Source organism: Halomonas binhaiensis (genome assembly GCF_008329985.2).
In the GTDB taxonomy this organism is placed as follows: domain Bacteria; phylum Pseudomonadota; class Gammaproteobacteria; order Pseudomonadales; family Halomonadaceae; genus Halomonas; species Halomonas binhaiensis.
The window spans coordinates 3,337,495-3,356,891 of the sequence record NZ_CP038437.2 but is presented as its reverse complement, the minus strand read 5'-3'; the positions used below and the strand labels follow the sequence as shown (position 1 = coordinate 3,356,891).

The 19,397-nt window shown below is 56.5% G+C and carries 24 protein-coding genes; 15 read left to right on the top strand and 9 right to left on the bottom strand.

Annotation, left to right across the window (positions count from 1 at the left end; translation table 11 throughout):
• Nucleotides 1-2 precede the first annotated feature (2 nt).
• Complete coding sequence (locus tag E4T21_RS14715; RefSeq protein WP_149285779.1) at nt 3-2,831, bottom strand: type VI secretion system Vgr family protein; 2,829 nt, start codon at nt 2,829-2,831, stop codon at nt 3-5.
• A gap of 395 nt (nt 2,832-3,226) precedes the next feature.
• On the opposite strand from E4T21_RS14715, the gene E4T21_RS14710 reads away from it, so the two are divergent.
• Together E4T21_RS14710 and E4T21_RS14705 are read left to right on the top strand one after the other, a co-directional pair.
• Nucleotides 3,227-3,694, top strand: coding sequence for a phosphatidylglycerophosphatase A family protein (locus tag E4T21_RS14710; RefSeq protein WP_149285778.1), 468 nt, complete (start codon nt 3,227-3,229; stop codon nt 3,692-3,694).
• A gap of 74 nt (nt 3,695-3,768) precedes the next feature.
• Nucleotides 3,769-4,206 carry a GFA family protein gene (locus tag E4T21_RS14705; protein ID WP_149285777.1) on the top strand — a complete coding sequence of 146 codons (438 nt, stop codon included), beginning with the start codon at nt 3,769-3,771 and terminating at the stop codon, nt 4,204-4,206.
• A 25-nt stretch (nt 4,207-4,231) separates the two neighbouring features.
• On the opposite strand, the gene E4T21_RS14700 is transcribed toward E4T21_RS14705, so the two are convergent.
• A complete protein-coding gene (locus E4T21_RS14700) occupies nt 4,232-5,293 on the bottom strand; it encodes an NAD(P)H-dependent flavin oxidoreductase (RefSeq protein ID WP_149285776.1) in 1,062 nt (353 codons plus the stop codon).
• Nucleotides 5,294-5,418: 125 nt separating this feature from the next.
• Here E4T21_RS14700 and E4T21_RS14695 point away from each other — a divergent pair, with 125 nt between their 5' ends.
• Nucleotides 5,419-6,291, top strand: coding sequence for a LysR substrate-binding domain-containing protein (locus E4T21_RS14695; RefSeq protein ID WP_149285775.1), 873 nt, complete (start codon nt 5,419-5,421; stop codon nt 6,289-6,291).
• Complete coding sequence (locus E4T21_RS14690) at nt 6,288-6,839, top strand: nuclear transport factor 2 family protein (RefSeq protein WP_149285774.1); 552 nt, start codon at nt 6,288-6,290, stop codon at nt 6,837-6,839. The genes E4T21_RS14695 and E4T21_RS14690 overlap by 4 nt, the downstream gene beginning before the upstream one ends.
• A gap of 14 nt (nt 6,840-6,853) precedes the next feature.
• Here the strand turns inward: E4T21_RS14690 and E4T21_RS14685 are convergent, their stop codons facing one another.
• The 5 genes from E4T21_RS14685 to E4T21_RS14665 all read right to left on the bottom strand — a co-directional run bounded on the left by E4T21_RS14685 (nt 6,854) and on the right by E4T21_RS14665 (nt 11,061).
• Nucleotides 6,854-7,933, bottom strand: coding sequence for a sulfate/molybdate ABC transporter ATP-binding protein (locus E4T21_RS14685; RefSeq protein ID WP_149285773.1), 1,080 nt, complete (start codon nt 7,931-7,933; stop codon nt 6,854-6,856).
• Between the two features lie 51 nt (nt 7,934-7,984).
• Nucleotides 7,985-8,875, bottom strand: coding sequence for a sulfate ABC transporter permease subunit CysW (cysW, locus tag E4T21_RS14680; RefSeq protein WP_149285772.1), 891 nt, complete (start codon nt 8,873-8,875; stop codon nt 7,985-7,987).
• Complete coding sequence (gene cysT, locus E4T21_RS14675; protein WP_149285771.1) at nt 8,872-9,717, bottom strand: sulfate ABC transporter permease subunit CysT; 846 nt, start codon at nt 9,715-9,717, stop codon at nt 8,872-8,874. The genes cysW and cysT overlap by 4 nt, the downstream gene beginning before the upstream one ends.
• Nucleotides 9,718-9,778: 61 nt before the next feature.
• Complete coding sequence (locus tag E4T21_RS14670; RefSeq protein ID WP_149285770.1) at nt 9,779-10,012, bottom strand: hypothetical protein; 234 nt, start codon at nt 10,010-10,012, stop codon at nt 9,779-9,781.
• Nucleotides 10,009-11,061, bottom strand: coding sequence for a sulfate ABC transporter substrate-binding protein (locus E4T21_RS14665; RefSeq protein ID WP_149285769.1), 1,053 nt, complete (start codon nt 11,059-11,061; stop codon nt 10,009-10,011). The genes E4T21_RS14670 and E4T21_RS14665 overlap by 4 nt, the downstream gene beginning before the upstream one ends.
• Nucleotides 11,062-11,337: 276 nt before the next feature.
• Between E4T21_RS14665 and E4T21_RS14660 the strand changes: the two genes are divergently transcribed.
• Nucleotides 11,338-11,907: a dihydrofolate reductase family protein gene (locus E4T21_RS14660; RefSeq protein ID WP_149285768.1), complete on the top strand. Its 570-nt coding sequence runs from the start codon at nt 11,338-11,340 to the stop codon at nt 11,905-11,907.
• A 44-nt stretch (nt 11,908-11,951) separates the two neighbouring features.
• Here E4T21_RS14660 and E4T21_RS14655 read toward each other — a convergent pair whose 3' ends face one another.
• Nucleotides 11,952-12,263, bottom strand: coding sequence for an antibiotic biosynthesis monooxygenase family protein (locus tag E4T21_RS14655; protein ID WP_149285767.1), 312 nt, complete (start codon nt 12,261-12,263; stop codon nt 11,952-11,954).
• A complete protein-coding gene (locus tag E4T21_RS14650) occupies nt 12,260-12,607 on the bottom strand; it encodes an NIPSNAP family protein (protein WP_149285766.1) in 348 nt (115 codons plus the stop codon). Before E4T21_RS14650 ends, E4T21_RS14655 begins: the two co-directional genes overlap by 4 nt.
• 107 nt (nt 12,608-12,714) lie before the next feature.
• Between E4T21_RS14650 and E4T21_RS14645 the strand changes: the two genes are divergently transcribed.
• From E4T21_RS14645 to E4T21_RS14600, 10 genes are all read left to right on the top strand, one after another.
• Complete coding sequence (locus E4T21_RS14645) at nt 12,715-13,476, top strand: ArsR/SmtB family transcription factor (protein WP_149285765.1); 762 nt, start codon at nt 12,715-12,717, stop codon at nt 13,474-13,476.
• 62 nt (nt 13,477-13,538) lie between these two features.
• Nucleotides 13,539-14,015, top strand: a complete 477-nt coding sequence (locus E4T21_RS14640) for an NYN domain-containing protein (RefSeq protein ID WP_149285764.1) — start codon at nt 13,539-13,541, stop codon at nt 14,013-14,015.
• 27 nt (nt 14,016-14,042) lie between these two features.
• Nucleotides 14,043-14,501: a helix-turn-helix transcriptional regulator gene (locus E4T21_RS14635; RefSeq protein WP_187775006.1), complete on the top strand. Its 459-nt coding sequence runs from the start codon at nt 14,043-14,045 to the stop codon at nt 14,499-14,501.
• Between the two features lie 97 nt (nt 14,502-14,598).
• A complete protein-coding gene (locus E4T21_RS14630; RefSeq protein WP_149285762.1) occupies nt 14,599-14,943 on the top strand; it encodes a VOC family protein in 345 nt (114 codons plus the stop codon).
• A 141-nt stretch (nt 14,944-15,084) separates the two neighbouring features.
• Nucleotides 15,085-15,570, top strand: a complete 486-nt coding sequence (locus E4T21_RS14625) for a VOC family protein (RefSeq protein WP_149285761.1) — start codon at nt 15,085-15,087, stop codon at nt 15,568-15,570.
• A gap of 50 nt (nt 15,571-15,620) precedes the next feature.
• Nucleotides 15,621-16,004, top strand: a complete 384-nt coding sequence (locus tag E4T21_RS14620; RefSeq protein ID WP_240349162.1) for a VOC family protein — start codon at nt 15,621-15,623, stop codon at nt 16,002-16,004.
• A gap of 88 nt (nt 16,005-16,092) precedes the next feature.
• Nucleotides 16,093-16,488 carry a GFA family protein gene (locus tag E4T21_RS14615; RefSeq protein WP_149285760.1) on the top strand — a complete coding sequence of 132 codons (396 nt, stop codon included), beginning with the start codon at nt 16,093-16,095 and terminating at the stop codon, nt 16,486-16,488.
• Between the two features lie 239 nt (nt 16,489-16,727).
• A complete protein-coding gene (locus tag E4T21_RS14610) occupies nt 16,728-17,153 on the top strand; it encodes an N-acetyltransferase (protein WP_149285759.1) in 426 nt (141 codons plus the stop codon).
• A gap of 577 nt (nt 17,154-17,730) precedes the next feature.
• The gene (locus E4T21_RS14605) at nt 17,731-18,072 is read left to right on the top strand and encodes a hypothetical protein (RefSeq protein WP_149285758.1); all 342 of its coding nucleotides are present in this window, start codon (nt 17,731-17,733) and stop codon (nt 18,070-18,072) included.
• Nucleotides 18,073-18,224: 152 nt separating this feature from the next.
• Nucleotides 18,225-19,397 carry an SIR2 family NAD-dependent protein deacylase gene (locus E4T21_RS14600; protein WP_149285757.1) on the top strand — a complete coding sequence of 391 codons (1,173 nt, stop codon included), beginning with the start codon at nt 18,225-18,227 and terminating at the stop codon, nt 19,395-19,397.

Below are 19,397 nucleotides of genomic sequence, written 5' to 3'. Positions count from 1 at the left end.
ACTTAGCTGGCCGCTTCATCGTTATTGCGCTTGCTACCACTTGCCAAGGCGGAGAGGTCTGGTGGCGTTGCCCGATTCTGTGCCCATTCCTGGGGCCTTTGTTCAATGTCGTCTGGGTCCTGAAAGTACTCGACTTCGACTCCGCCTGGGGACACACCGGCCAACGAGGCCTTGCCTAGCTCGTCCAGGACACCTGTTAACACGGAGCCATCGGGCAATGTGGCGCGATATGCTGCCCCTGATACCGGTTCGCCGTTGGCGTACACATGCTCCAGGTCCAGGCTGGAAGGTGTGCTGTTGGGCAGGCCTTCCAACGCATAACTCATGCTGGTCGGGCCGCCCAGGCGTTGCAAAACACCTTTGACATCGATCTTGCCGGGGGCGTGGAGGTCGATGTTGCCGCCCTTGATGCGTACATAGGCACCGCCACAGACCAGCAGCACTTCCTCGGCAGCAGCAAGGTTGACGCTGTGTTCGGTGGAAGTGACCTTGAGGTCCTTTTCGGCGGTCAGGGCCATTTCATCGCTCTGGGCCTGAACGTCCACCTTGCCCTTGGCGGCGAACAGCTTGATGCCAGCACGTTGCACGAACAGCGAGAGCTTGTCGCCCAGGGCACCGATCAGACTCTTGCCGGTGGCCAGGTTGATGTCTTCTCCACTGGATACGCTGAGCGACTTGCCTTGTGCCAGATGGGTGGAAGAGGGGGTGCTCAGGGCAATGCCGGCAGGCGAGCTCAGGTGCAGCCAGGGCGCTTCAAGGCGGGAGGCTTCGCCGCGTCCTGCCTGGCTGGCCCCTTGAGCGGTGGACTGATCTGCGTTGGTGGCAGCCTCTGCGCCGTGCGGTGCATGGCGGCTCTGGCTATCGTCACCGGCCTGCTTGAGATTGTCGCGGGCATCCAGGGCTTCGGCGTTGTGCTGTGTGGCGCTGTCGCTCAGGCTGTCGGCGAGGCGATGGGCGCTGTGCAGTTGCTCGGTGGCAGGCGTGAGGTCGAGCTGTTCGCCTCCCGCATCGATCTGCCCCCAACTGGTCAACAGCAGGCCCTTGTCGGCACGAATGGCGCCGTAGGCGTCGGAGCGCAGCTCGAAGCCGGTGCCACGGAAAGCGCCACGCGAATTGCCGTTCTGGTGTATCAGGTAGCCGAGGTTGAGCTGGCTCTTGTCATGCTCGGAATTGAGGCGTATCCGCTCCTGGTCGGTGGCATCGTCGAACACCAGTTCGTTGTACTTGCCACCGCGATAGGTCTTGGTCTTGAACCCGGACAGAATGCCGTTGCTGTGCCATTCCGGGGTCTGGTCACCGTTGTATACCCGGCCGGTAATCATGGGCCGGTCAGGATCGCTTTCAATGAAGGAAACGATCATCTCCTGACCGATTCGCGGCACGAACACGCCGCCCCAGCCAGCATCGGCATTGGGTTGGGAAACACGCAGCCAGCAGCTGGAATGGTCGTTGCGCTGGCCCTGGCGGTCCCAGTGGAACTGCACCTTCACCCGGTTGAGGTGATCGGTGTGAATTTCCTCGTCCTCCGGCCCGACCACGATGGCGGTCTGCGGCCCGGTCACCTCCGGGCGGGGATGATCGAGGGTGGAACGGTAAGGCTGACTGAGGCGCTGGGCTTCGAAGTCGACCAGGTAATGGCCGGTACCGGCTTGCTGATAGTCGTCGCGATGCTGGCTGTCGTCTTCGAGCCCATGAGCCTTGCGTGCCTTTGCCAGCGGTTCCTGCAGGCTGCCTGGCAAGGTGCGCAGGTGGGTCGAGACGGGCAGGGCATTTTCGGCATGCACGCTCAGGCCAAGCACCAGGAACTGACGTTCGCTTGTATCACCGTGGGCATGGCGCGCGTGCTGGCTGAGCTCGAACCACTGGCCAACGGCCAGTTGCCGAGTCCCCCCGGCGCCGTGGAAACGCTTGGCGCGGGATTCCAGCGCTTCCATGCGGTTGACGGTCAGGCGCTCGCCGCGTGGGTAGTCGTGATAGTAGTACTCGCCGGGGTAATCGTAGACCTCGATATCCGGCAGGTTGCCCTGATCGCGGATGGTCTCCAGGCCGGTGCGTTTTTCCAGTCGCGGCTGCTTGTAATCGAAGGTGGCGAGGCTGACGCGCTTGGCCTGCTGGCGGCGCTGGCCACTCCACTGGGTGATGGCGTCTTCGTGTTCGGTCGCTGCCTGGCGGTGGAAACGGATGGTTTGCGGTGCCACTGGTGTACAGGTCGCCACATCATCGGTAATGACCAGACGATGGCCGTTGAAATCGTCTTCCGAATCAGCGTGTTCCCAGTAATAGAACAGGCCTTCTTGTTCCACCAGCCGGCTGACGAAATGGGCATCGCTCTCGCGATACTGGACACAAAAGCTGCGGGATGGGTATTCGCGGCGCAGGTCGAAACGCCAACGGCCCTGGGCTGTCTCGTGCTGTTCGAACACGGCGTCGAGAATCTCGACAACCGTCTTGTCCTGGAAGATGCGGCTGTCACGCCCCAGGTTGAGCATGGCCAGCCACGGTACCAGCACAAGTTGATAATAATAGACGCCGCCATCTTCCCCGAGCAGGGCAGCCGATTCTACCAGGCCGTGCAATGGGCGATAGTGGCCGTCGGCCTGGCGTATGGTCAATTGCGCCGATTGGGCAATCAGGCTCTTGAGTTCGATATCGCCGCGCTGGGAGATGACATCCAGGGTATAGGTGAAGGGGCGCGAGACACGCTCTTCGCCGACCAGCCGGTGGGGGATCATGTCCGTGCCACCTAACTGCAGTGTCAGCAAACGCTCGTTTTGTGACAGCGGTCCCGACAGAATGCGGGCCAGCAGATCACTGGAATCATCCGTGAACATGATGTCGTCTTCCTCTGCGCCAATATCACCCAACTCTCAGCTGATGTGCACCTTACAGTAAGCAGGCTGTTCAACACAGCGGGGTTGATAGCTATTTTTGTAAGCGAAGTCTTAATCACATGTACGAGATCTCATACATGTTGTTCGCTTTCCGTGTATATAACCGTCAAAGCATGTAACAGTCGTGCATGTGAGAGTATACCGTTCACTCTCTTTGCCAACAGTGACTTTTCATTTTAACTGTCACTTTCCATTTTAACTGCCGCTCTCCATATCTACTGTCCTCCCCATATCTACTGTCCTCCCCATACCAACAGTTGATGAGGCGATATATCGTCTTGCATGCCCGAGGGATGTGATAATGCGTGTCTTTCGAATGGATAGGGATGATACCGATGCAAGATGCTCTGCTGTGGTTGGCGTCAGGGCTTGGCCTGGGACTTTCCCCCTGGGCACCGGGAACGTTCGGCTCCTTGCTGGGCATTCCATTGGCCTGGTGGTTGCTGCGTTATCCTCCTGTGAAGCGCTGGACAGTGGCAGCTATCCTGATCGTGTTGGCAATACCGCTGTGCCATTGGGGCTCGCTCTGGCTGGGCGGGGGCGATATGCCGCCTATCGTGGCTGATGAGTGGGTCGCCATGCCGCTGGCCGTGCTGGCGTATCCTCAGGTACGCCGCGTGCCTTTGCTGATTGCGGGATACGGACTGTTTCGCCTGTTCGATATTCTCAAGCTGCCACCCGTGGCCCAGGTGGAATCCCTGTATGGCGGCGTGGGCATCGTGGCGGATGATGTGGTGGCCGCGATTTATGCCGCCCTGGTGATCGGTATTGCCCTCAAGCTATGGCGTACTTTTCGTGCGTGAAGGCCTGGGGCTCGGATGAAAGGACCGGGATCACACGAGAAGAGGCCAGGGGCTCATGTGATAGGAGGCGCAGCATGGACCGATTCACAGGTGGTTGCCTTTGCGGCAATGTGCGCATGGTGGCATCAGGAGACCCTTATCGGGTTGGCCTTTGCCATTGCCTCGATTGCCGCAAGCATCACGGAGCACTTTTTTACGCGTCTGCCGTGTTCCCTCAGGATGCGGTGACGATCGAAGGGGAAACTCGCGAATACGCCGGTCGGTTCTTCTGTCCGCGCTGTGGCTCGTCCGTGTTTGCCCGCAGCGCAGACGAAATTGAAGTGCACCTGGGGGCCCTGGATACTCCGGACCAACTGGTACCCACCTACGAAAGCTGGAGCGTCCGTCGCGAGTCCTGGCTGCCGCCATTTGATCACATGACGCAATATGAACGTGACCGTGATGGCGCGAGCCGTTTTGAAGAAGGACGTATCGAAGACGACCCGCTTTGCAAGCGGGGCTCGCGGGAATGAGTCGTGAGGCTGGGGATATCTGGCTTCATGTCTCTTGCCATTCCCGCACCAACTGGCGCATCAGTTCGGCTGCGGGAAGCTCGCGTGCCATCGTTGCGCCTTGGCCTGCCCAGTGCGCGGCGAAGTCATGGTTGCCTAGCTTGGCGGCTGCTGCGTTGAGCTGCTTGGCTGCGTCGTAGGCCACGGGATAGGCTGCAGGTCTGGTTCCGGTTGCTGAATCTGCATGACGAATGAAGCGATTGAGAATACCGCGCGCTGGTCGTCCAGACAGCGCCGAGGTCAAGCGCGTCTCGCCTGCACGCGGGCTCTTGAGGTTAGCGCGATAGCCCTCATTTGCCGCCGATTCAGGGCACAGGATAAAGGCCGTGCCGAGCTGAGCCGCCGCGGCCCCCAGCGCCAGGGCTGAGCGGATTCCCTGGCCATCCATGATGCCGCCGGCAGCGATGACCGGTAGATCGGTTTCCTTGACCAACTGGCGAACGAGTACGGACGTACTCAGTTGTTCATCCGCAGCATCGGGATCGAAGATGCCGCGATGTCCGCCTGCTTCGATACCCTGGGCCACAATCGCATCGATGCCCTGTTCCTGAATCTGCCTTGCCTCCTGGAGACGGGTGGCCGTTGCGAGTGTGTAGATACCGGCGTCCTGTAGCGCACGTATCCGCTCCTTCGACGGTAGGCCGAAGTGGAAGCTGACCACCGTAGGCCGGGTTTCGAGGAGCATTTCGAATGCTTCATCATCCTCGATGAAGCTCTGGTAGATTTCGTCCAGCGAAGTGGGGACGTCCGCGCCGCATGCGTCAAAGAGAGGTGCCAGGTGCGCGAGCCAGGCGGCTTCCTGTGCCGCGTCTCTCACGGCGGGCTGGTGGCAGAAGACGTTGACGTTAAAAGGGCGTGCAGTCAGCGCACGTGTCCGTTCGATCATCTCCCGCGCCTGGGACACGCTGCTCGCCCCGATACCCAAGGAGCCCAACCCTCCGGCATTCGAGACGGCGGCCGCCAGTTCAGGGGTGGCTACGCCAGCCATCGGTGCCTGAATGATGGGATGGATGTCCAACCGGGCGACAAGCGGGCTAGCAGTGCTCATGTCTGTGCCTCCTCTGAAATGGCGTATCAAGAACGACAGGTATCTATTGATCTCATATTGAGAATATAATGTACAAATTATTCCTCATTTGTGAATGTCGAATGTGAACCTCGTGTGTGAAGACCATGGACCTGGAAACTCTGAAGATCTTTGAGGTGGTGGCTGCTGAGCTGAGCATCACCCGAGCGGCCACCCGGCTGGGGCGAGCCCCCTCCAACGTGACGACGCGCATACAGCAGTTGGAAGCAGAGCTGGGAGTCGAGCTCTTCATTCGCATCGGCAAGCGCATCACGCTGTCTACGGCAGGGCAGCGTTTTCTTGCCTATGCGCAGCGCATGCTTGCCCTGGCGGATGAGGCACGGCAAGCCGTGGGCGGCAGCAGTGGGGGAACCTTACGCATCGGCAGCATGGAAAGTACCGCGGCCAGCCGGTTGCCTGAACCGCTGGCGGCATACAACCGAGCCCATCCAGCAACCCGGCTCGAGGTCAGCACGGGGCCGTCAGCGCAACTGCTGGATCAGGTCCGCAATGGGCAACTGGACTGCGCATTCGTAGCACTTCCTGCTGCGCTACAGGGTGAATCCGCCCTGGCCGAAATGGGGTTGCAGAGTGTTCCGATGTGGAGCGAAGCGCTGTTGTTGCTCCTGCCTGCCAGTGATGCCGAGGTAACCACGCCAGCCCAGATAGGCACCCGTTCATTGGCCGCGTTCAAGTCGGGCTGCACCTACAGGGCCATGGCGGAGGAGTGGCTGGGCATCACCGCGGGGAGTGGATGGAACATCCAGGAACTGGGTTCCTATCACGCGATGATTGCGGCTGTCGCGGCAGGTTCATGTGTCACCTTGCTGCCTCGCAGTGTGCTGGACCTGGGCCGTGTCCCCACTGGCCTGGCGACATTGACGCTGGGTTCGGCGAGCACTCACCTCATATGGCGCAGCGGCTACGAGATCCCGGCATTCCAGACGTTTGTTCAGTTGTTTCAGCAGGAGAAAACATGAAGTCTCCCGATCCAAAGCTCTTCCTGCAGGTCCACGATGTCCTTTGCCGTTTTTTCCTGGCTTTCGACCAGCGGGATTGGGCATCCATGGTTGAGTGTCTGGCTCCTCAGGTCAGCATCGATTACGCATCCTCGGGGCGGGAGCCGCCTTCGACCATGAGCGCTCAGGACTTCGTCAAACGGCGGCAGAATGCGGTCGATGGCCTGACCAAGCAGCATAGTTTTTCCAACCTGCTGATTCGCCAGAAGGCGGATGAAGGCGTCGTCAGTGCACGCTGCAATTACCTGATCCTGCGCTTTGAGCTTTCTCAGGCCCAAAGTCAGGCTCATACCCAAAATCAGGCTCAGACCCAAAATCAGTCCCAGGCTCACACTCAGTCTCAGGTGCCGGCAATATCAGAAGAGAACTTCTTTCACTCATGCGGCAACTATGAATTCCTGCTGCGTGACATACAGGGCGAATGGAAGATATCGAGCATCAAGCAGAATGCCCTGCAGAGCTGGGGAAATGCAGCCCTGCATGGAGGTTCGTCCCAGGGCAGGAAATGAACCGAACGATGTCCCTAACCATTGGCCACTCGCGCATCTGGAAGAAACACCCGGCTATGCGTTGGGCGTATCCAGGCATCGCCTCCCTGGTTCAGCCCCAGGCTGCGGAAGTGTTGCTTGGGTAATTCGGCATGCACCAGGGCTTCGCTGTTGTCGGTGCGCAGTTCAAGTCGCACGGTGGGACCGACGACAGAAACCAGTTCGATCTTGGCATGCAAGGCATCGTTGGGGTGATGATCAGCGAACACCTCGATATCGTAAGGGCGGACATAAGCCTGGCCTTGTTCGTTGCGATAGTTCTGGAATTCCGGTGTGGGTAGCGTGACGTCGCCGATGCGTGCCATGCCGTCATGCACTCGCGCATGGAACAGATTGACGTTGCCCAGGAACTGATAGACGAAAGGGTTGGCCGGGTGGTCGTAGACCTCTTCGGGCGAGCCTTCCTGTTCCACGCGCCCCTTGTTCATCACCACGACCCGGTCCGAGACTTCCAGGGCCTCTTCCTGATCATGGGTGACGAAGACGCTGGTCACATGGATTTCATCATGCAGACGCCGCAGCCAGCGGCGCAGTTCGGCGCGCACCTTGGCATCCAGCGCGCCGAAGGGTTCGTCGAGCAGCAGCACCCTGGGTTCCACCGCCAGCGCCCGAGCCAGTGCAATGCGCTGGCGCTGGCCGCCGGAAAGCTGATGCGGATAGCGATGGGCGGTCCAGTCAAGTTGCACCAGTTCCAGCAGTTCCATGACCTTGCGTTTGATGCTGGCCTTGTCCGGGCGAGTGCGGCGCGGCCTGACGGTGAGTCCGTAAGCCACGTTCTGGAATACGGTCATGTGCTTGAACAGGGCATAGTGCTGAAAGACGAAGCCGACGCCACGCTCGCTGACATGCAGGTCGGTAGTATCTTCGCCATGGAAGCGGATTCTTCCGGTATCCGGTCGTTCGAGCCCGGCAATGACACGTAACAGTGTGGTCTTGCCGGAACCTGAAGGTCCAAGCAGGGCGGTCAGTTCTCCTTCGCGCAGGGTGAGGCTGACGTTATCGACGGCAATGAAGTCGTGGAAATGCTTGTTGACGTGATCGATCTCGATGCTCATGACGGTTTCCAAAAATGCGTTGTCTGAAGTGGGCCCTATGAACTGGGACCATCAAAGATTGGCAAGGCGCTGGCGGCGTTCATCGTGCCATTCGACCAGGCTCTTGATGACGATGGTGGCCAGGGCCAGAGCGGTAAGCAGTGACGATACGGCGAAGGCGGCGGTGAACTGGTACTCGTTGTAGAGCACCTCGATATGCAGCGGCAGGGTGTTGGTTTCGCCACGAATGCGACCCGAGACCACCGCCACGGCACCGAACTCGCCCATGGCGCGGGCATTGCACAGAATCACGCCGTAGATCAGCCCCCATTTGATGTTGGGCAGGGTGACATGCCAGAAGGTCTTCCAGCCGCTGGCCCCCAGAGTCAGCGAAGCTTCCTCTTCTTCCTTGCCTTGCTGCTGCATCAGTGGAATCAACTCGCGGGCGACAAAGGGCAAGGTGCCGAAGATGATGACGATCACGATGCCAGGGACGGCATACAGGATCTTGAGGTCATGTTCCGACAACCATGGGCCCAGCCAGCCCTGGGAGCCGAACATCACCACGAAGATCAAACCGACCACGACGGGAGAAATGGCGAATGGCATGTCGATCAGCGAGATCAGTACCGACTTGCCGCGAAATTCGAACTTGGCCACGGCCCAGGCTGTGGCCACGCCGAAGATCAGGTTGGCAGGCACGGCGATAGCCACCACCAGCAAGGTCAGGCGGATGGCTGCCAGGGCATCGGGCTCGGTGATGGCAGCCTGCCAGGCATTCAGGCCCTGACTGAAGGCGCTGTAGAGCACCATGACAAGCGGCAGCACCAGGAACAGAGAAAGAAAGACCAGGGCGATAGTGACCAGCACACGCCGTAGCCAGGCCGGTTCTTCGGTGGCCCGGCGCCAGTGCAGCGCAAGGTCGGGAGTGGAGACCACCGTCGGGAGCGTCGATGAGGTCATGACAGGGAGGTCCTTTCGCTACGTTGTGAGGTCCACCATTGCAGGCCATTGATCAGCAGCAACAGCAGAAAGGCAGTAAGCAGCATCACGCTGCCGATGGCGGCAGCGCCGTGGTAGTCGAACTGCTCGATCTTGGTCACGATCAGCAGTGGGGTGATCTCGGTGCGATAAGGCAGGTTGCCGGAGATGAACACCACCGAGCCGTATTCACCCAGAGCGCGGGCGAAGGCCAGGGCAAAGCCGGTCAGGGCTGCCGGCAGCAGCGCAGGCAGAATCACCCGGCGAAAGGTGGTCCAGCGGTTGGCACCCAGGCTGGCCGAGGCTTCTTCCAGTCCAGCATCCAGGTCTTCCAGCACCGGTTGTACGGTACGCACGACAAAGGGCAGCCCGATGTAGGTCAGGGCGATGATGACGCCGAGTTGGGTATAGGCGACCTTGATGCCGAAGATGTCCAGGTACTGTCCAATCCAGCCGGTACTGGCATACAGCGTTACCAGCGAGATACCCGCCACCGCGGTGGGCAGGGCAAAGGGCAGGTCGACCAGGGCATCGATGATGCGCTTGCCGGGGAACGGATAACGCACCAGCACCCAGGCGACCAGCATGCCGAACACCAGGTTGACCACCGCAGCGATCAGCGAGGCCCCGAAGGAGAGCTTGTAGGACGCCACCACCTGGGGGTGGCTGATCGCCGACCAGAAGTCTGCCCAGTCCATACTGGCGGTGAATGCCAGCAGTCCTGCGACCGGGAGCAGAACGATCAGCCCCAGGTAAAACAGCGAGAACCCCATGGTCAGGCCGAAGCCAGGTATCACTCTGGAGGATGGTTTGAGAAACGGCATGGTGTCACTCATCAGTATTAGAGAGCCAGAGAGCTCCAAGGTGGATATCAGTGATGGGTTGTCAGTTGTCGGTGGTTGGTTGCCAGCAGTGAGTCGTTAGTGGTGGATAGTTGGTGATCGATAGCCGGCAATGGATAGCAGGTGGTCGATAGCCGGCAATGGATAGTAGGTGGTCGATAGCCGGCAATGGATAGTAGGTGGTCGATAGCCGGCAATAGATAGCAGGTGGTCGATAGCCGGCAATGGACAGACCGTGGCTGAGATTCGGGATAAAGGCGCGGATACCCCCGCTCAATTAGCGGGAGTGCCCACCTGTTCCAGGATCTCGTCGAAACGTCCGCCATCGTTGAAATGGGTTTCCTGGGCCTTGGTCCAGCCGCCGAAGACGTCATCGACAGTGAACAGCGCGACATCCGGGAACTGATCGGCAAATTCCTTGGCGATCTGTGGGTTCGAGGGGCGGTAGTAATGCTTGCCGGCCAGGCGTTGCGCCTCATCGCTATACAGTTGTTCCAGGTAAGCCGTGGCCACTTCGCGGGTACCGTGGGCATCGGCGTACTTGTCGATCACGCTGACAGGGGGCTCGGCGAGTATGCTTTCCGATGGCACCACGATCTCGAACTGGCCCTTGCCCAGTTCCTGCGTGGCCAGCAGTGCCTCGTTTTCCCAGGCCAGCAGCACATCGCCGATGCCGCGCTGGACGAAGGTGTTGGTCGCGCCGCGGGCTCCGGAGTCGAGTACCGGCACGTTGGCGTAGATATCGCGCACGAACTCGAAGGCTTTTTGTTCATCACCATCGAACTTGTCGAGGGCATAGCCCCAGGCCGCCAGGTAATTCCAGCGTGCGCCGCCGGAGGTCTTGGGATTGGGCGTGACGACGTCGACATCACTGCGTGTCAGGTCGTCCCAGTCCTGGATATTCTTCGGGTTGCCGTCGCGTACCAGCAGCACGATAGTCGAGGTATAAGGGGCACTGTTGTTGGGCAGGCGTGATTGCCAATCCGGCGCAATCAGGTCAGCACGCTCATGGAACTGGTCGATGTCGTAGGCCAGAGCCAGAGTGACCACATCCGCTTGCAGGCCATCCAGCACCGCTCGTGCCTGGGCGCCGGCACCACCATGAGACTGGCGAATGGTGACATCATCGCCGGTCTCTGCTTTCCAGTAGTCGGTGAACCAGGCGTTATATTCGCGATAGAGTTCGCGGGTCGGGTCGTAGGAGACATTGAGCAGCTCAAGGTCTTCCGCGTATGCCTGGCTGGAAGGCACTGCGCTGGTGACAATGGCGGCTGTCGTGGCCAGCACGATAGCAAGCTGGCGTAAAGGTGTTGGTGGCAGTGTCATGTAGCGAATTCCTCGGGAATGACGATGTCCTGCCACCTTAATGCCGGGCTTTAAGCACAGTAACGAATAAAAAAAGAATTTCTTATCGCGTTTTTAGCTTAAGCAGGGTTTTTCATGACGACCGTCGAGCGCATGCCTTGGCCCTCATCCTTACGAGACACAATCAGAGACTTGTTGGATGGGAGGCCGACAAAATAAGAGATCATTAAAATAAGAGGTCGTTAACATAAGAGGTCGTTAACATAAAAGACGGATAAAACAGGAGCCGCCATAGCAATGAAGACGCAATACTTCACCGCGACGAGCCTTGATGGCTTTCTCGCCACAGAAGACGATTCCCTTGACTGGCTATTTCCCCTCGGCGATTTGAATGACTCGAGCTATCCCGAATTCATTTCCGGTGTTGGGGCCCTGGCAATGGGATCGGCAACGTATGAATGGATGTTGCGTCATGCGGATAGCGTGGCTGCCGAAACAGGGTCTGCATGGCCATATACCCAACCGGCCTGGGTATTCTCGAGTCGCCAGCTCCCGATGATCGAGGGGGCGAACATCCAGTTCGTCAATGGGGATGTGCGCAACGTCCATGCCCAGATGCAGGCGGCTGCCGAAGGAAAGAATATCTGGATAGTGGGCGGTGGGGATCTTGCCGGACAGTTCTACGATGCAGGCCTGCTGGACGAACTGATCCTGCAAGTGGGTTCGGCCACATTGGGGCAGGGGAAACCGCTTTTTCCCCGCAGGGTATTAAGCCCGGTTCTACACCTGACTTCTGTTCGGCAGATGGGCAGCGGCATGGTCGAGCTGCGTTATGACGTGCGCAAAGACAACCCGGATAATGCCTGACGTGACACGTCTGACACCGGCCTGAGCAAGCCGGTGTCATTCTGTTATTGTTTTCCTTCCATCCCATAATCCCGCACCACATGCGCAACACGCAGGCGGTAATCGGCAAACAGGGTTTGCTTGCCCTTGATCTGCGCGGCGCGGTGCGCTTCGAAGTTCTTCCATTGGTGCACGGCGTCTTCATCGCGCCAGAACGACAGTGAAAGAATCCTGCCTGGCTGGGTCAGGCTTTCGAAGCGTTCGATGCTGAGGAAACCATCGATGTCTTCCAGGTGGGGTTTCAGCTCTGCCGCGATATCCATATAGGCTTGCTGGCAGCCGGGGTTGGGCTCGACTTCAAAGATTACCGCGATCATTGGGCGAATCCTCCTTGTACGGGTGCGATACCCAGGGTGCCTTCCACCACTTCGACAAAAGAGCGCTCTTCCTTGAGGATGAGTTTCAGCTCCTGGGCCATAATGAAGTTCGCTCGTCCTCCATCGTCTGACTTCAGGCGGGCACGATAGGCTTCATAGGCCGCAAGGCTGTCGAAGGCGACCAGGCCCCAGGCGATGTCATTGCTGCCTTCATGGGGCAGGAAATAGCCGATGAGATGGCCGCCACAACGCGGAATGATGCGTCCCCAGTTCTCGGCGTATGCCTTGAAGGCTTCTTTCTGGAAAGGGTCGATTTCGTAGCGAATCACGCAAGCTATCGTCATGCTGGTGTCTCCGGTGAATGGGCAAGCAATCAGTGGAATAGGCAATGAATGAGCTAGACAAAGCGTAAGGGAGCACCTGTTCAACTTGATTCGATGGGGATCGAAACATGGCGGAAGGACCGAACATCACACGCATTGCCGCGCTGATCGGCGACAATGCACGGGCAGAAGTGCTGTCCGCGCTCATGGGGGGGCATGCACTTACCGCCACTGAGCTTGCCGACATGTCGGGTGTTACTCGCCAGACCATTAGTTCGCATCTGGGCAAGCTGCGCGAAGCCGGGTTGATCGAGGTTGCCCAGCAGGGGAGGCATCGTTACTTCCGCCTGGCAGGCGATGAAGTGGCCGAGCTGCTGGAATCGCTGATGGGGCTCGCCGCCAGCTCAGTACCCGTTCCCCCTTTGTTCGGGCCGCGCGAACCGGCGTTGCGCAAGGCGCGTGTGTGCTACGACCATCTTGCCGGAGAGTTGGGTGTCTGGGTTTTCCAGGAAATGCTGCGCCATGGCCTGTTTCAGCGTGACGACGGCGGGCTGGCGCTGACCCAACGCGGACGTGAGTGGTTCGAGCGTATTGGCATCGATACCGAGCAGGCGGTGGCACAGAAGCGTGCGTTGTGTCGCGAATGCCTGGACTGGAGCGAGCGCCGGTATCACCTTGCCGGGGCGCTGGGCGCCGCATTGTTGTGCCGGATTCAGGAACAGGGCTGGGCACAGCGCGAGAAGGGATCTCGCACCATTGTGTTCACGCAGGAAGGGGAAAAATCCCTGCGCGCCCTGTTTTCACTGGAGCGTGTGGAAGAACGCAGAACAGTACAAGAGAGAGCAGTACAGGACAGAGCGACACGAGACAGAACAGCGAAGGCCGTGTAATGCCAGAAGGCTGGCTTTGCAGTCGTCACCCAGGATAGCGATCGAGAGAACGAGTTCATGACATGGTAAAAGTGGCGATATTTGTAGATGTACAAAATGTCTATTACACCGTTCGCGAAGCCTATCGGCGCAATTTTGACTACAACAAGTTCTGGTCAGAAGTCACTGCGGATAGAGAAGTGGTGAAGGCGTTTGCCTACGCCATCGATAGAGGCGATAAAAAACAGCGTGAATTTCAGAACATCCTTCGGGCGATTGGCTTCGAGGTGAAGCTGAAACCTTTCATTCAAAGGTCGGATGGCTCTGCAAAAGGGGACTGGGATGTCGGCATTACCCTGGATGCCATGGAATACGCCGAACTGGCCGATGTCATCGTGCTGGTATCCGGCGATGGCGACTTTGATCTGCTGGCCGATAAACTGCGTCGCGTGCATGGCAAGACCGTGGAGGTGTATGGCGTGCCTCAGCTCACCGCCAACTCATTGGTCCATGCGGCCAGTAAGTTTATCCCGATAGATGAAGCACTTTTGCTGGGTTGAATTTTCCCCCTGTGGAGTGAAATACCTGTGCCCCAAACTCCCGTTCCTACAACCCCCATTTCCACCAAGCGGCTGAATGATCTGGTGAAGTTGCGCCGGGTGCGTGATCGCATGGACCGAGATTACGCCCAGCCACTGAACGTGGAAGCGCTGGCCCGGGGCGTGAACATGTCAGCGGGGCACCTGAGCCGCCAGTTTCGGATCGAGTACGGTGAATCCCCTTATTCCTATCTGATGACACGCAGAATCGAGCGGGCCATGGCCCTGTTGCGGCGTGGCGATCTCAGTGTCACGGAGGTCTGCTTCGAGGTGGGCTGTACATCGCTGGGTACCTTCAGCACGCGTTTTACCGAACTGGTGGGCGTGCCGCCCACGGTCTACCGACAGCAGTCAGAATATGCCACAGCGGGCATTCCACCTTGCGTGGCCAAGCAAGTGACCAGACCGATCAGGAATCAAGAAGCGTCGGTCGAGAAGCGTGCATAAGCTGATAGCTCCATATCCGGAATCGCTGAATAAATCGACGAGCAAGATGAAGCGCAGTGATTTATTCCGCGACTCCATAACGGCTGAGGCTATCACCATGAACATCACCCTTCATTCCACTTTCCTCCCGCATAACGACCCGGAAGCGGCATTGGCCTTTTACCGCGACACCCTCGGCTTCGAGGTACGCAACGATGTGGCCTACGGGGACATGCGCTGGATCACGGTTGGCGCTGTCGATCAGCCTGGCACCTCGATTGTTCTTGCTCCATGGCCAGGTACGCCGCTGTTTGCCACCAAGGATCTTGATGGCACCTTCGAGCGCCTGCAGGCCAGCGACGCCGATATCGTCCAGGAGCCGATGGAACAGCCTTATGGCGTGCGTGATTTCGCGGTGCGTGATCCGGCGGGGAACTTGCTGAGGATTCAGCAACTGCGTTAGACGCGGGTCCAACTATACTCACTGGATGGTCCAGAGGGACCGTCCAGTGAGTATATCTATTCTCCCGCCTATGCCATGACTGGGGCGCTTGCGCAGGCATTGCCTGCTCCGCTTCGGGTGGCCAACACGATGGAGGAGTAAATGGAAACGCCAGCAAAGAACACGATCTGCCTTTGGTACGACAACGACGCCGAGGAGGCGGCACGTTTCTACGCCGAGACTTTTCCTGATTCGGCCGTGAAAGGGGTGTACCGTGCCCCGGGTGACTATCCTTCCGGTCAGGAAGGGGATGTATTGACGGTCTGGTTCACCGTGATGGGCATTCCATGTCTCGGGCTCAATGGCGGGCCAGCATTCAAGCATAACGAAGCATTCTCGTTCCAGGTGGCCACCAACGACCAGGAAGAAACGGATCGCTACTGGAACGCCATCGTCAACAACGGCGGCGAAGAGAGCGCATGCGGCTGGTGCAAGGACAAGTGGGGCATCTCCTGGCAGATCACCCCGGTGGTCCTGACTCAGGCGGTCACGAGTTCCGACCCTGCCGCTGCCAAGCGCGCGTTCAATGCCATGATGGAGATGAGAAAGATCGACGTCGCCGCCATCGAGGCAGCACTTCGCGGCTGAGGCTGCAGGGTGGAAATCCAGAGAACACGCTGCATGCGCTGGGGGCCAGAATGATGGATGGAAATGATCAACGCCCAGCCGTGGGTGTGGCACACGTAGTACTGAAAACCGACCGGATGGAAGCGTCTGCCCAGTTTATGCAATCCATTGGCATGCGGCCCATCTTCGATGGCGCCAAGGTATCCATCTACGAGATGCGCGGCGGAACGCACCTGATCCTGATGCAGGCAGACAGCATCAGGCCGGGTGACGCACCATTCGACCTCATGGTGGATGACCTGCATGCGACCCATCAGCGATGTGTGTCACTAGGGCTTGATCCATCGCCGATTGAGCCGCGCCCGGAAATCGACCATGAAACCTTTACCCTTCGTGAACCTGCCGGGCATGTCATCACCTTCTTTTCCAGCCATGCCTCCGGCAAGCCGGTATAAAGTTACCAATCGCGCGTTGTTCATAGATACGATAATCACTGTCTGGCCATAGGGTCTGTACGAAAAGTGCCTAGAGGAGAAAACACCAATGCTCAAGGAAGTTGGCGGAGTGGTAATTCAGCCCAAGCATCGGGCGACATGCCATTGTGGAGCGATAGAACTGGAGCTGGACCTTCCTGACGGCATCGTCAGCCCCAGACGTTGCGATTGCTCTATCTGCAGACGCAAGGGCGCGGTTGTCGCATCCGTCCCCTTGAATGGCATTCACATCGTCAAGGGCGAAGAGCATCTGAAGCTTTATCAGTTCAATACCCATACCGCCAAGCACTATTTCTGCTCCAACTGCGGCATCTATACCCACCACCAACGCCGCTCCAGCCCGAACGAGTACGGATACAACGTCGGCTGCCTTGAAGGCGTCAATCCCTTCGATATTCCCGATGTACCTACCAACGACGGCGTCCATCACCCAGCGGATCGGTAGCATGGGGAGATGCTTGGTCTGACTAGGGTCTGTACGAAAAGTCGACGAATGATGGTCAGGCAAGGCGGAATTGATCGAAAAAGCGGAGTTTACGGGGTGTAAATGAGCATTTTGAGATCAAGTCCAACAAAGCATGAGCAAGTGCAGGCACTTTTCGTACAGAACCTTGCAGGAAAGCTGCAAGGCAATCCTGTATCGGCAGTTGAAGGTGGATGTGACGAGTTTCAAGGAACCACGAGATGATTCGTGAGTATCAAGAAGCGGATATCAATGAAGTCTTGGATATCTGGTTGTCAGCATCAATTAAAGCCCATTGCTTTGTTGACGCGGAATATTGGCAATCCAAGGTTAGTGATATGCGCAGTATATACATTCCGGCATCGGAGACTTTTGTGCTTGAGTCCAACGGGAAAATTGCCGGATTCTATAGCCTGTTCGGCAATACGCTGGCGGCGATCTTTGTGTCTCCAGATATGCAAGGCAAAGGCATGGGAACGGCTTTGCTTGACGATGCCAAGGGAAGGAGAGAGCGCTTACAGCTCACTGTCTATAAGGACAATAGCCCGAGTGTCAGGTTTTACGAAAAGCATGGGTTTACTTCCCATGGCGAGCAAGTTGACGTACATACCGGCCATTCCGAACTCATCATGGAATATCACACGTAAAAACTCGCCGTAATTTGCTGTGGGTGCATATCCACTCAGCCATAGGATCTTCCCATTGTGGCTGACATTCTCGCTGACATAGCAGCCCAGATTGTCCCGGTCCTGCTGGTTCAGCCACCCAATGTGGTTGCCAGCGTGAAGGTAATGACGCCGTCTTCCTCTATCACACTGCCTCTCATTCCCGCGGCAAAACGTCGCCAGGATGCTGGCGTTACCTTCCTATACGGCAGGAAAGGTATATCAGGAAGTCACGATCTAGATAGCTTCAGAAAAAGTAGCACTTAGTAACTTCTAGGCAGGGAGTGAAAGTGAGTGCTTACACCATGTTTTGCGAAATCATTAACAAGAGGTTGAGATGAATCTTTGTTCTACTATTGGCTAGCATTGATTCATCTGTGTTTCCTTTTGTTTTTTTATGAAATGGACTAGGTTTTGGTGTAAGGCGTGTCTCATATAAAGGGGAGTGGAGGGAGTCAGCTTACGACCCTAAGCGGACATGCTGGCAAAGGCAGCAGGGACGTTCATTCGGTATATGCTGCATGTACGATGATCTATGTTAGCAAGAAGGTGAAAGAGAATGCCTGCATCCTGGGATCAAAACAAATTCGATCGTTGGCAAGAACTTCGCAAGAGACTGAAAGAGTGCAAGCGCGCGAAGGAGTATGCTCAGGTTATCGAGGTGGCCCGAACGATTATAGATTTAGATAAGGAGGCGCCGTTTATTTGTATAATGACGCCTCTTTTTTACAAGGAAATCGGCGCGGCATATGAGAAGCTTGGCGACCTAAGTGAGGCTATTCGTAACTATCAAATTTCCCTAAATGGATTTAAAAAACACCGGGAGTCGAACGAGACAAATAAACCTGATGATTGGTTAAAAGATATTCATTCGTTGAGCAAAAAGATTGAACGGTTATAGCAGAAGCTATGAGCCTCGTCATTGCTAACAAGACCAAGCACGGCGACAGCTTTTTCGTTGCGGCTTCGCCTCCACTGAAAAGCTGAGCGCGTTGGCAGCGTTATAACGCTTTGTTTGCCAGCATGGCCACAGATTTATAATAAGGAAAGAAAATGGATGAATTGATTGATGAGGAGTGGTTCTCGCAAATTGAAGAGCACTTAAAGTGTAGTGAGCAAAGCTGGTTAATGGGAGCGGGGATCAGCTTTGATGCTAAATTACCGCTAATGTACCCAATGACAAACAAAGTTAAGAAAGATGTAGAAAGCAGTCACAAGAAATTATATGACGAAATTATCACTCCGCTTTTTGAAGAATTGCCTGAAAACTGCCATATAGAGCATGTCCTCAGTCATCTCGGAGACTATGCCGCACTAGCTGAAAGAAACAAAGAAAAGAAAATAACAATTAACCGTAGTGAAATTGAGTTAGTCAGATTAGAAGAAGCACATAATATAATTCTTGAATCTATCTCAAATGTGATCAGGTGTGGCTATGTGGAAGATAAAGATGGAAATACAGTAGAAGAAGGCACACCGTCTGTGCCAATCGTCGATATTGGAGCTCATTTAGAGTTTGTAGATACGCTGTTTAACCATGCGTCTGCTGGTGTTCATGAGCGAAGAAAAACAGTTAACATTTTCACAACTAACTATGACACTCTTTTGGAAGATGCCTTAGCACTAAATAAAGTCCCATATTGGGATGGGTTTGCGGGAGGAGCGGTGGCTCATCGTACCCAGAGATACGGCGAACCCACACCATCAAATGGACAGCGCGCAAACTTAATCAAGATGCATGGGTCGATAGATTGGTTTCTTTGTGACAAAGGTTATGTCTGGCGAGTTAGGGACAATGACCGCTACCCCAAAGTAGATCGTCGCGTACTAATTTATCCTCAAGCCACAAAATACATTGCTACCCAACAAGACCCTTTTTCTACTCAGTTTGATTTGTTTAGAAAGTCTCTAAACTCTAGTAACAGTAATACGCTAGCGGTTTGTGGCTACAGCTTTGGCGATGATCACATTAATAACGAAATTGAATTCGCCTTATCTAAAGAAGAAAATAAAACTGTATTGCTGGCATTCTTGGAGTGTAGGGATGGAATACCAGCATGTTTAGAAAGATGGCGTAGTTCCTTTTTTGGGTCAAGAGTTATTATTGCTTCTCTGCATGGTCTATATGTAGGAAATCAAGGACCATTTAAAAGAAAGTCCGATAGCGATTATTGGTGGACATTTAGAGGTGTAACATCAGTGCTAAAGAATGGATGTGAGGTTTAG

Coding starts and splice junctions, on each gene's coding strand:
- E4T21_RS14695 (WP_149285775.1), top strand. CDS start 5,419: ATGGACCTGGAAACTCTGAAGATCTTTGAGGTGGTGGCTGCTGAGCTG.
- E4T21_RS14655 (WP_149285767.1), bottom strand. CDS start 12,263: ATGATCGCGGTAATCTTTGAAGTCGAGCCCAACCCCGGCTGCCAGCAA.
- E4T21_RS14625 (WP_149285761.1), top strand. CDS start 15,085: ATGGAAACGCCAGCAAAGAACACGATCTGCCTTTGGTACGACAACGAC.
- cysW (WP_149285772.1), bottom strand. CDS start 8,875: ATGACCTCATCGACGCTCCCGACGGTGGTCTCCACTCCCGACCTTGCG.
- E4T21_RS14715 (WP_149285779.1), bottom strand. CDS start 2,831: ATGTTCACGGATGATTCCAGTGATCTGCTGGCCCGCATTCTGTCGGGA.
- E4T21_RS14705 (WP_149285777.1), top strand. CDS start 3,769: ATGGACCGATTCACAGGTGGTTGCCTTTGCGGCAATGTGCGCATGGTG.
- E4T21_RS14690 (WP_149285774.1), top strand. CDS start 6,288: ATGAAGTCTCCCGATCCAAAGCTCTTCCTGCAGGTCCACGATGTCCTT.
- E4T21_RS14685 (WP_149285773.1), bottom strand. CDS start 7,933: ATGAGCATCGAGATCGATCACGTCAACAAGCATTTCCACGACTTCATT.
- E4T21_RS14710 (WP_149285778.1), top strand. CDS start 3,227: ATGCAAGATGCTCTGCTGTGGTTGGCGTCAGGGCTTGGCCTGGGACTT.
- E4T21_RS14665 (WP_149285769.1), bottom strand. CDS start 11,061: ATGACACTGCCACCAACACCTTTACGCCAGCTTGCTATCGTGCTGGCC.
- E4T21_RS14650 (WP_149285766.1), bottom strand. CDS start 12,607: ATGACGATAGCTTGCGTGATTCGCTACGAAATCGACCCTTTCCAGAAA.
- E4T21_RS14700 (WP_149285776.1), bottom strand. CDS start 5,293: ATGAGCACTGCTAGCCCGCTTGTCGCCCGGTTGGACATCCATCCCATC.
- E4T21_RS14610 (WP_149285759.1), top strand. CDS start 16,728: ATGATTCGTGAGTATCAAGAAGCGGATATCAATGAAGTCTTGGATATC.
- E4T21_RS14630 (WP_149285762.1), top strand. CDS start 14,599: ATGAACATCACCCTTCATTCCACTTTCCTCCCGCATAACGACCCGGAA.
- E4T21_RS14640 (WP_149285764.1), top strand. CDS start 13,539: ATGGTAAAAGTGGCGATATTTGTAGATGTACAAAATGTCTATTACACC.
- E4T21_RS14660 (WP_149285768.1), top strand. CDS start 11,338: ATGAAGACGCAATACTTCACCGCGACGAGCCTTGATGGCTTTCTCGCC.
- E4T21_RS14620 (WP_240349162.1), top strand. CDS start 15,621: ATGATGGATGGAAATGATCAACGCCCAGCCGTGGGTGTGGCACACGTA.
- E4T21_RS14605 (WP_149285758.1), top strand. CDS start 17,731: ATGCCTGCATCCTGGGATCAAAACAAATTCGATCGTTGGCAAGAACTT.
- E4T21_RS14600 (WP_149285757.1), top strand. CDS start 18,225: ATGGATGAATTGATTGATGAGGAGTGGTTCTCGCAAATTGAAGAGCAC.
- E4T21_RS14645 (WP_149285765.1), top strand. CDS start 12,715: ATGGCGGAAGGACCGAACATCACACGCATTGCCGCGCTGATCGGCGAC.
- cysT (WP_149285771.1), bottom strand. CDS start 9,717: ATGCCGTTTCTCAAACCATCCTCCAGAGTGATACCTGGCTTCGGCCTG.
- E4T21_RS14615 (WP_149285760.1), top strand. CDS start 16,093: ATGCTCAAGGAAGTTGGCGGAGTGGTAATTCAGCCCAAGCATCGGGCG.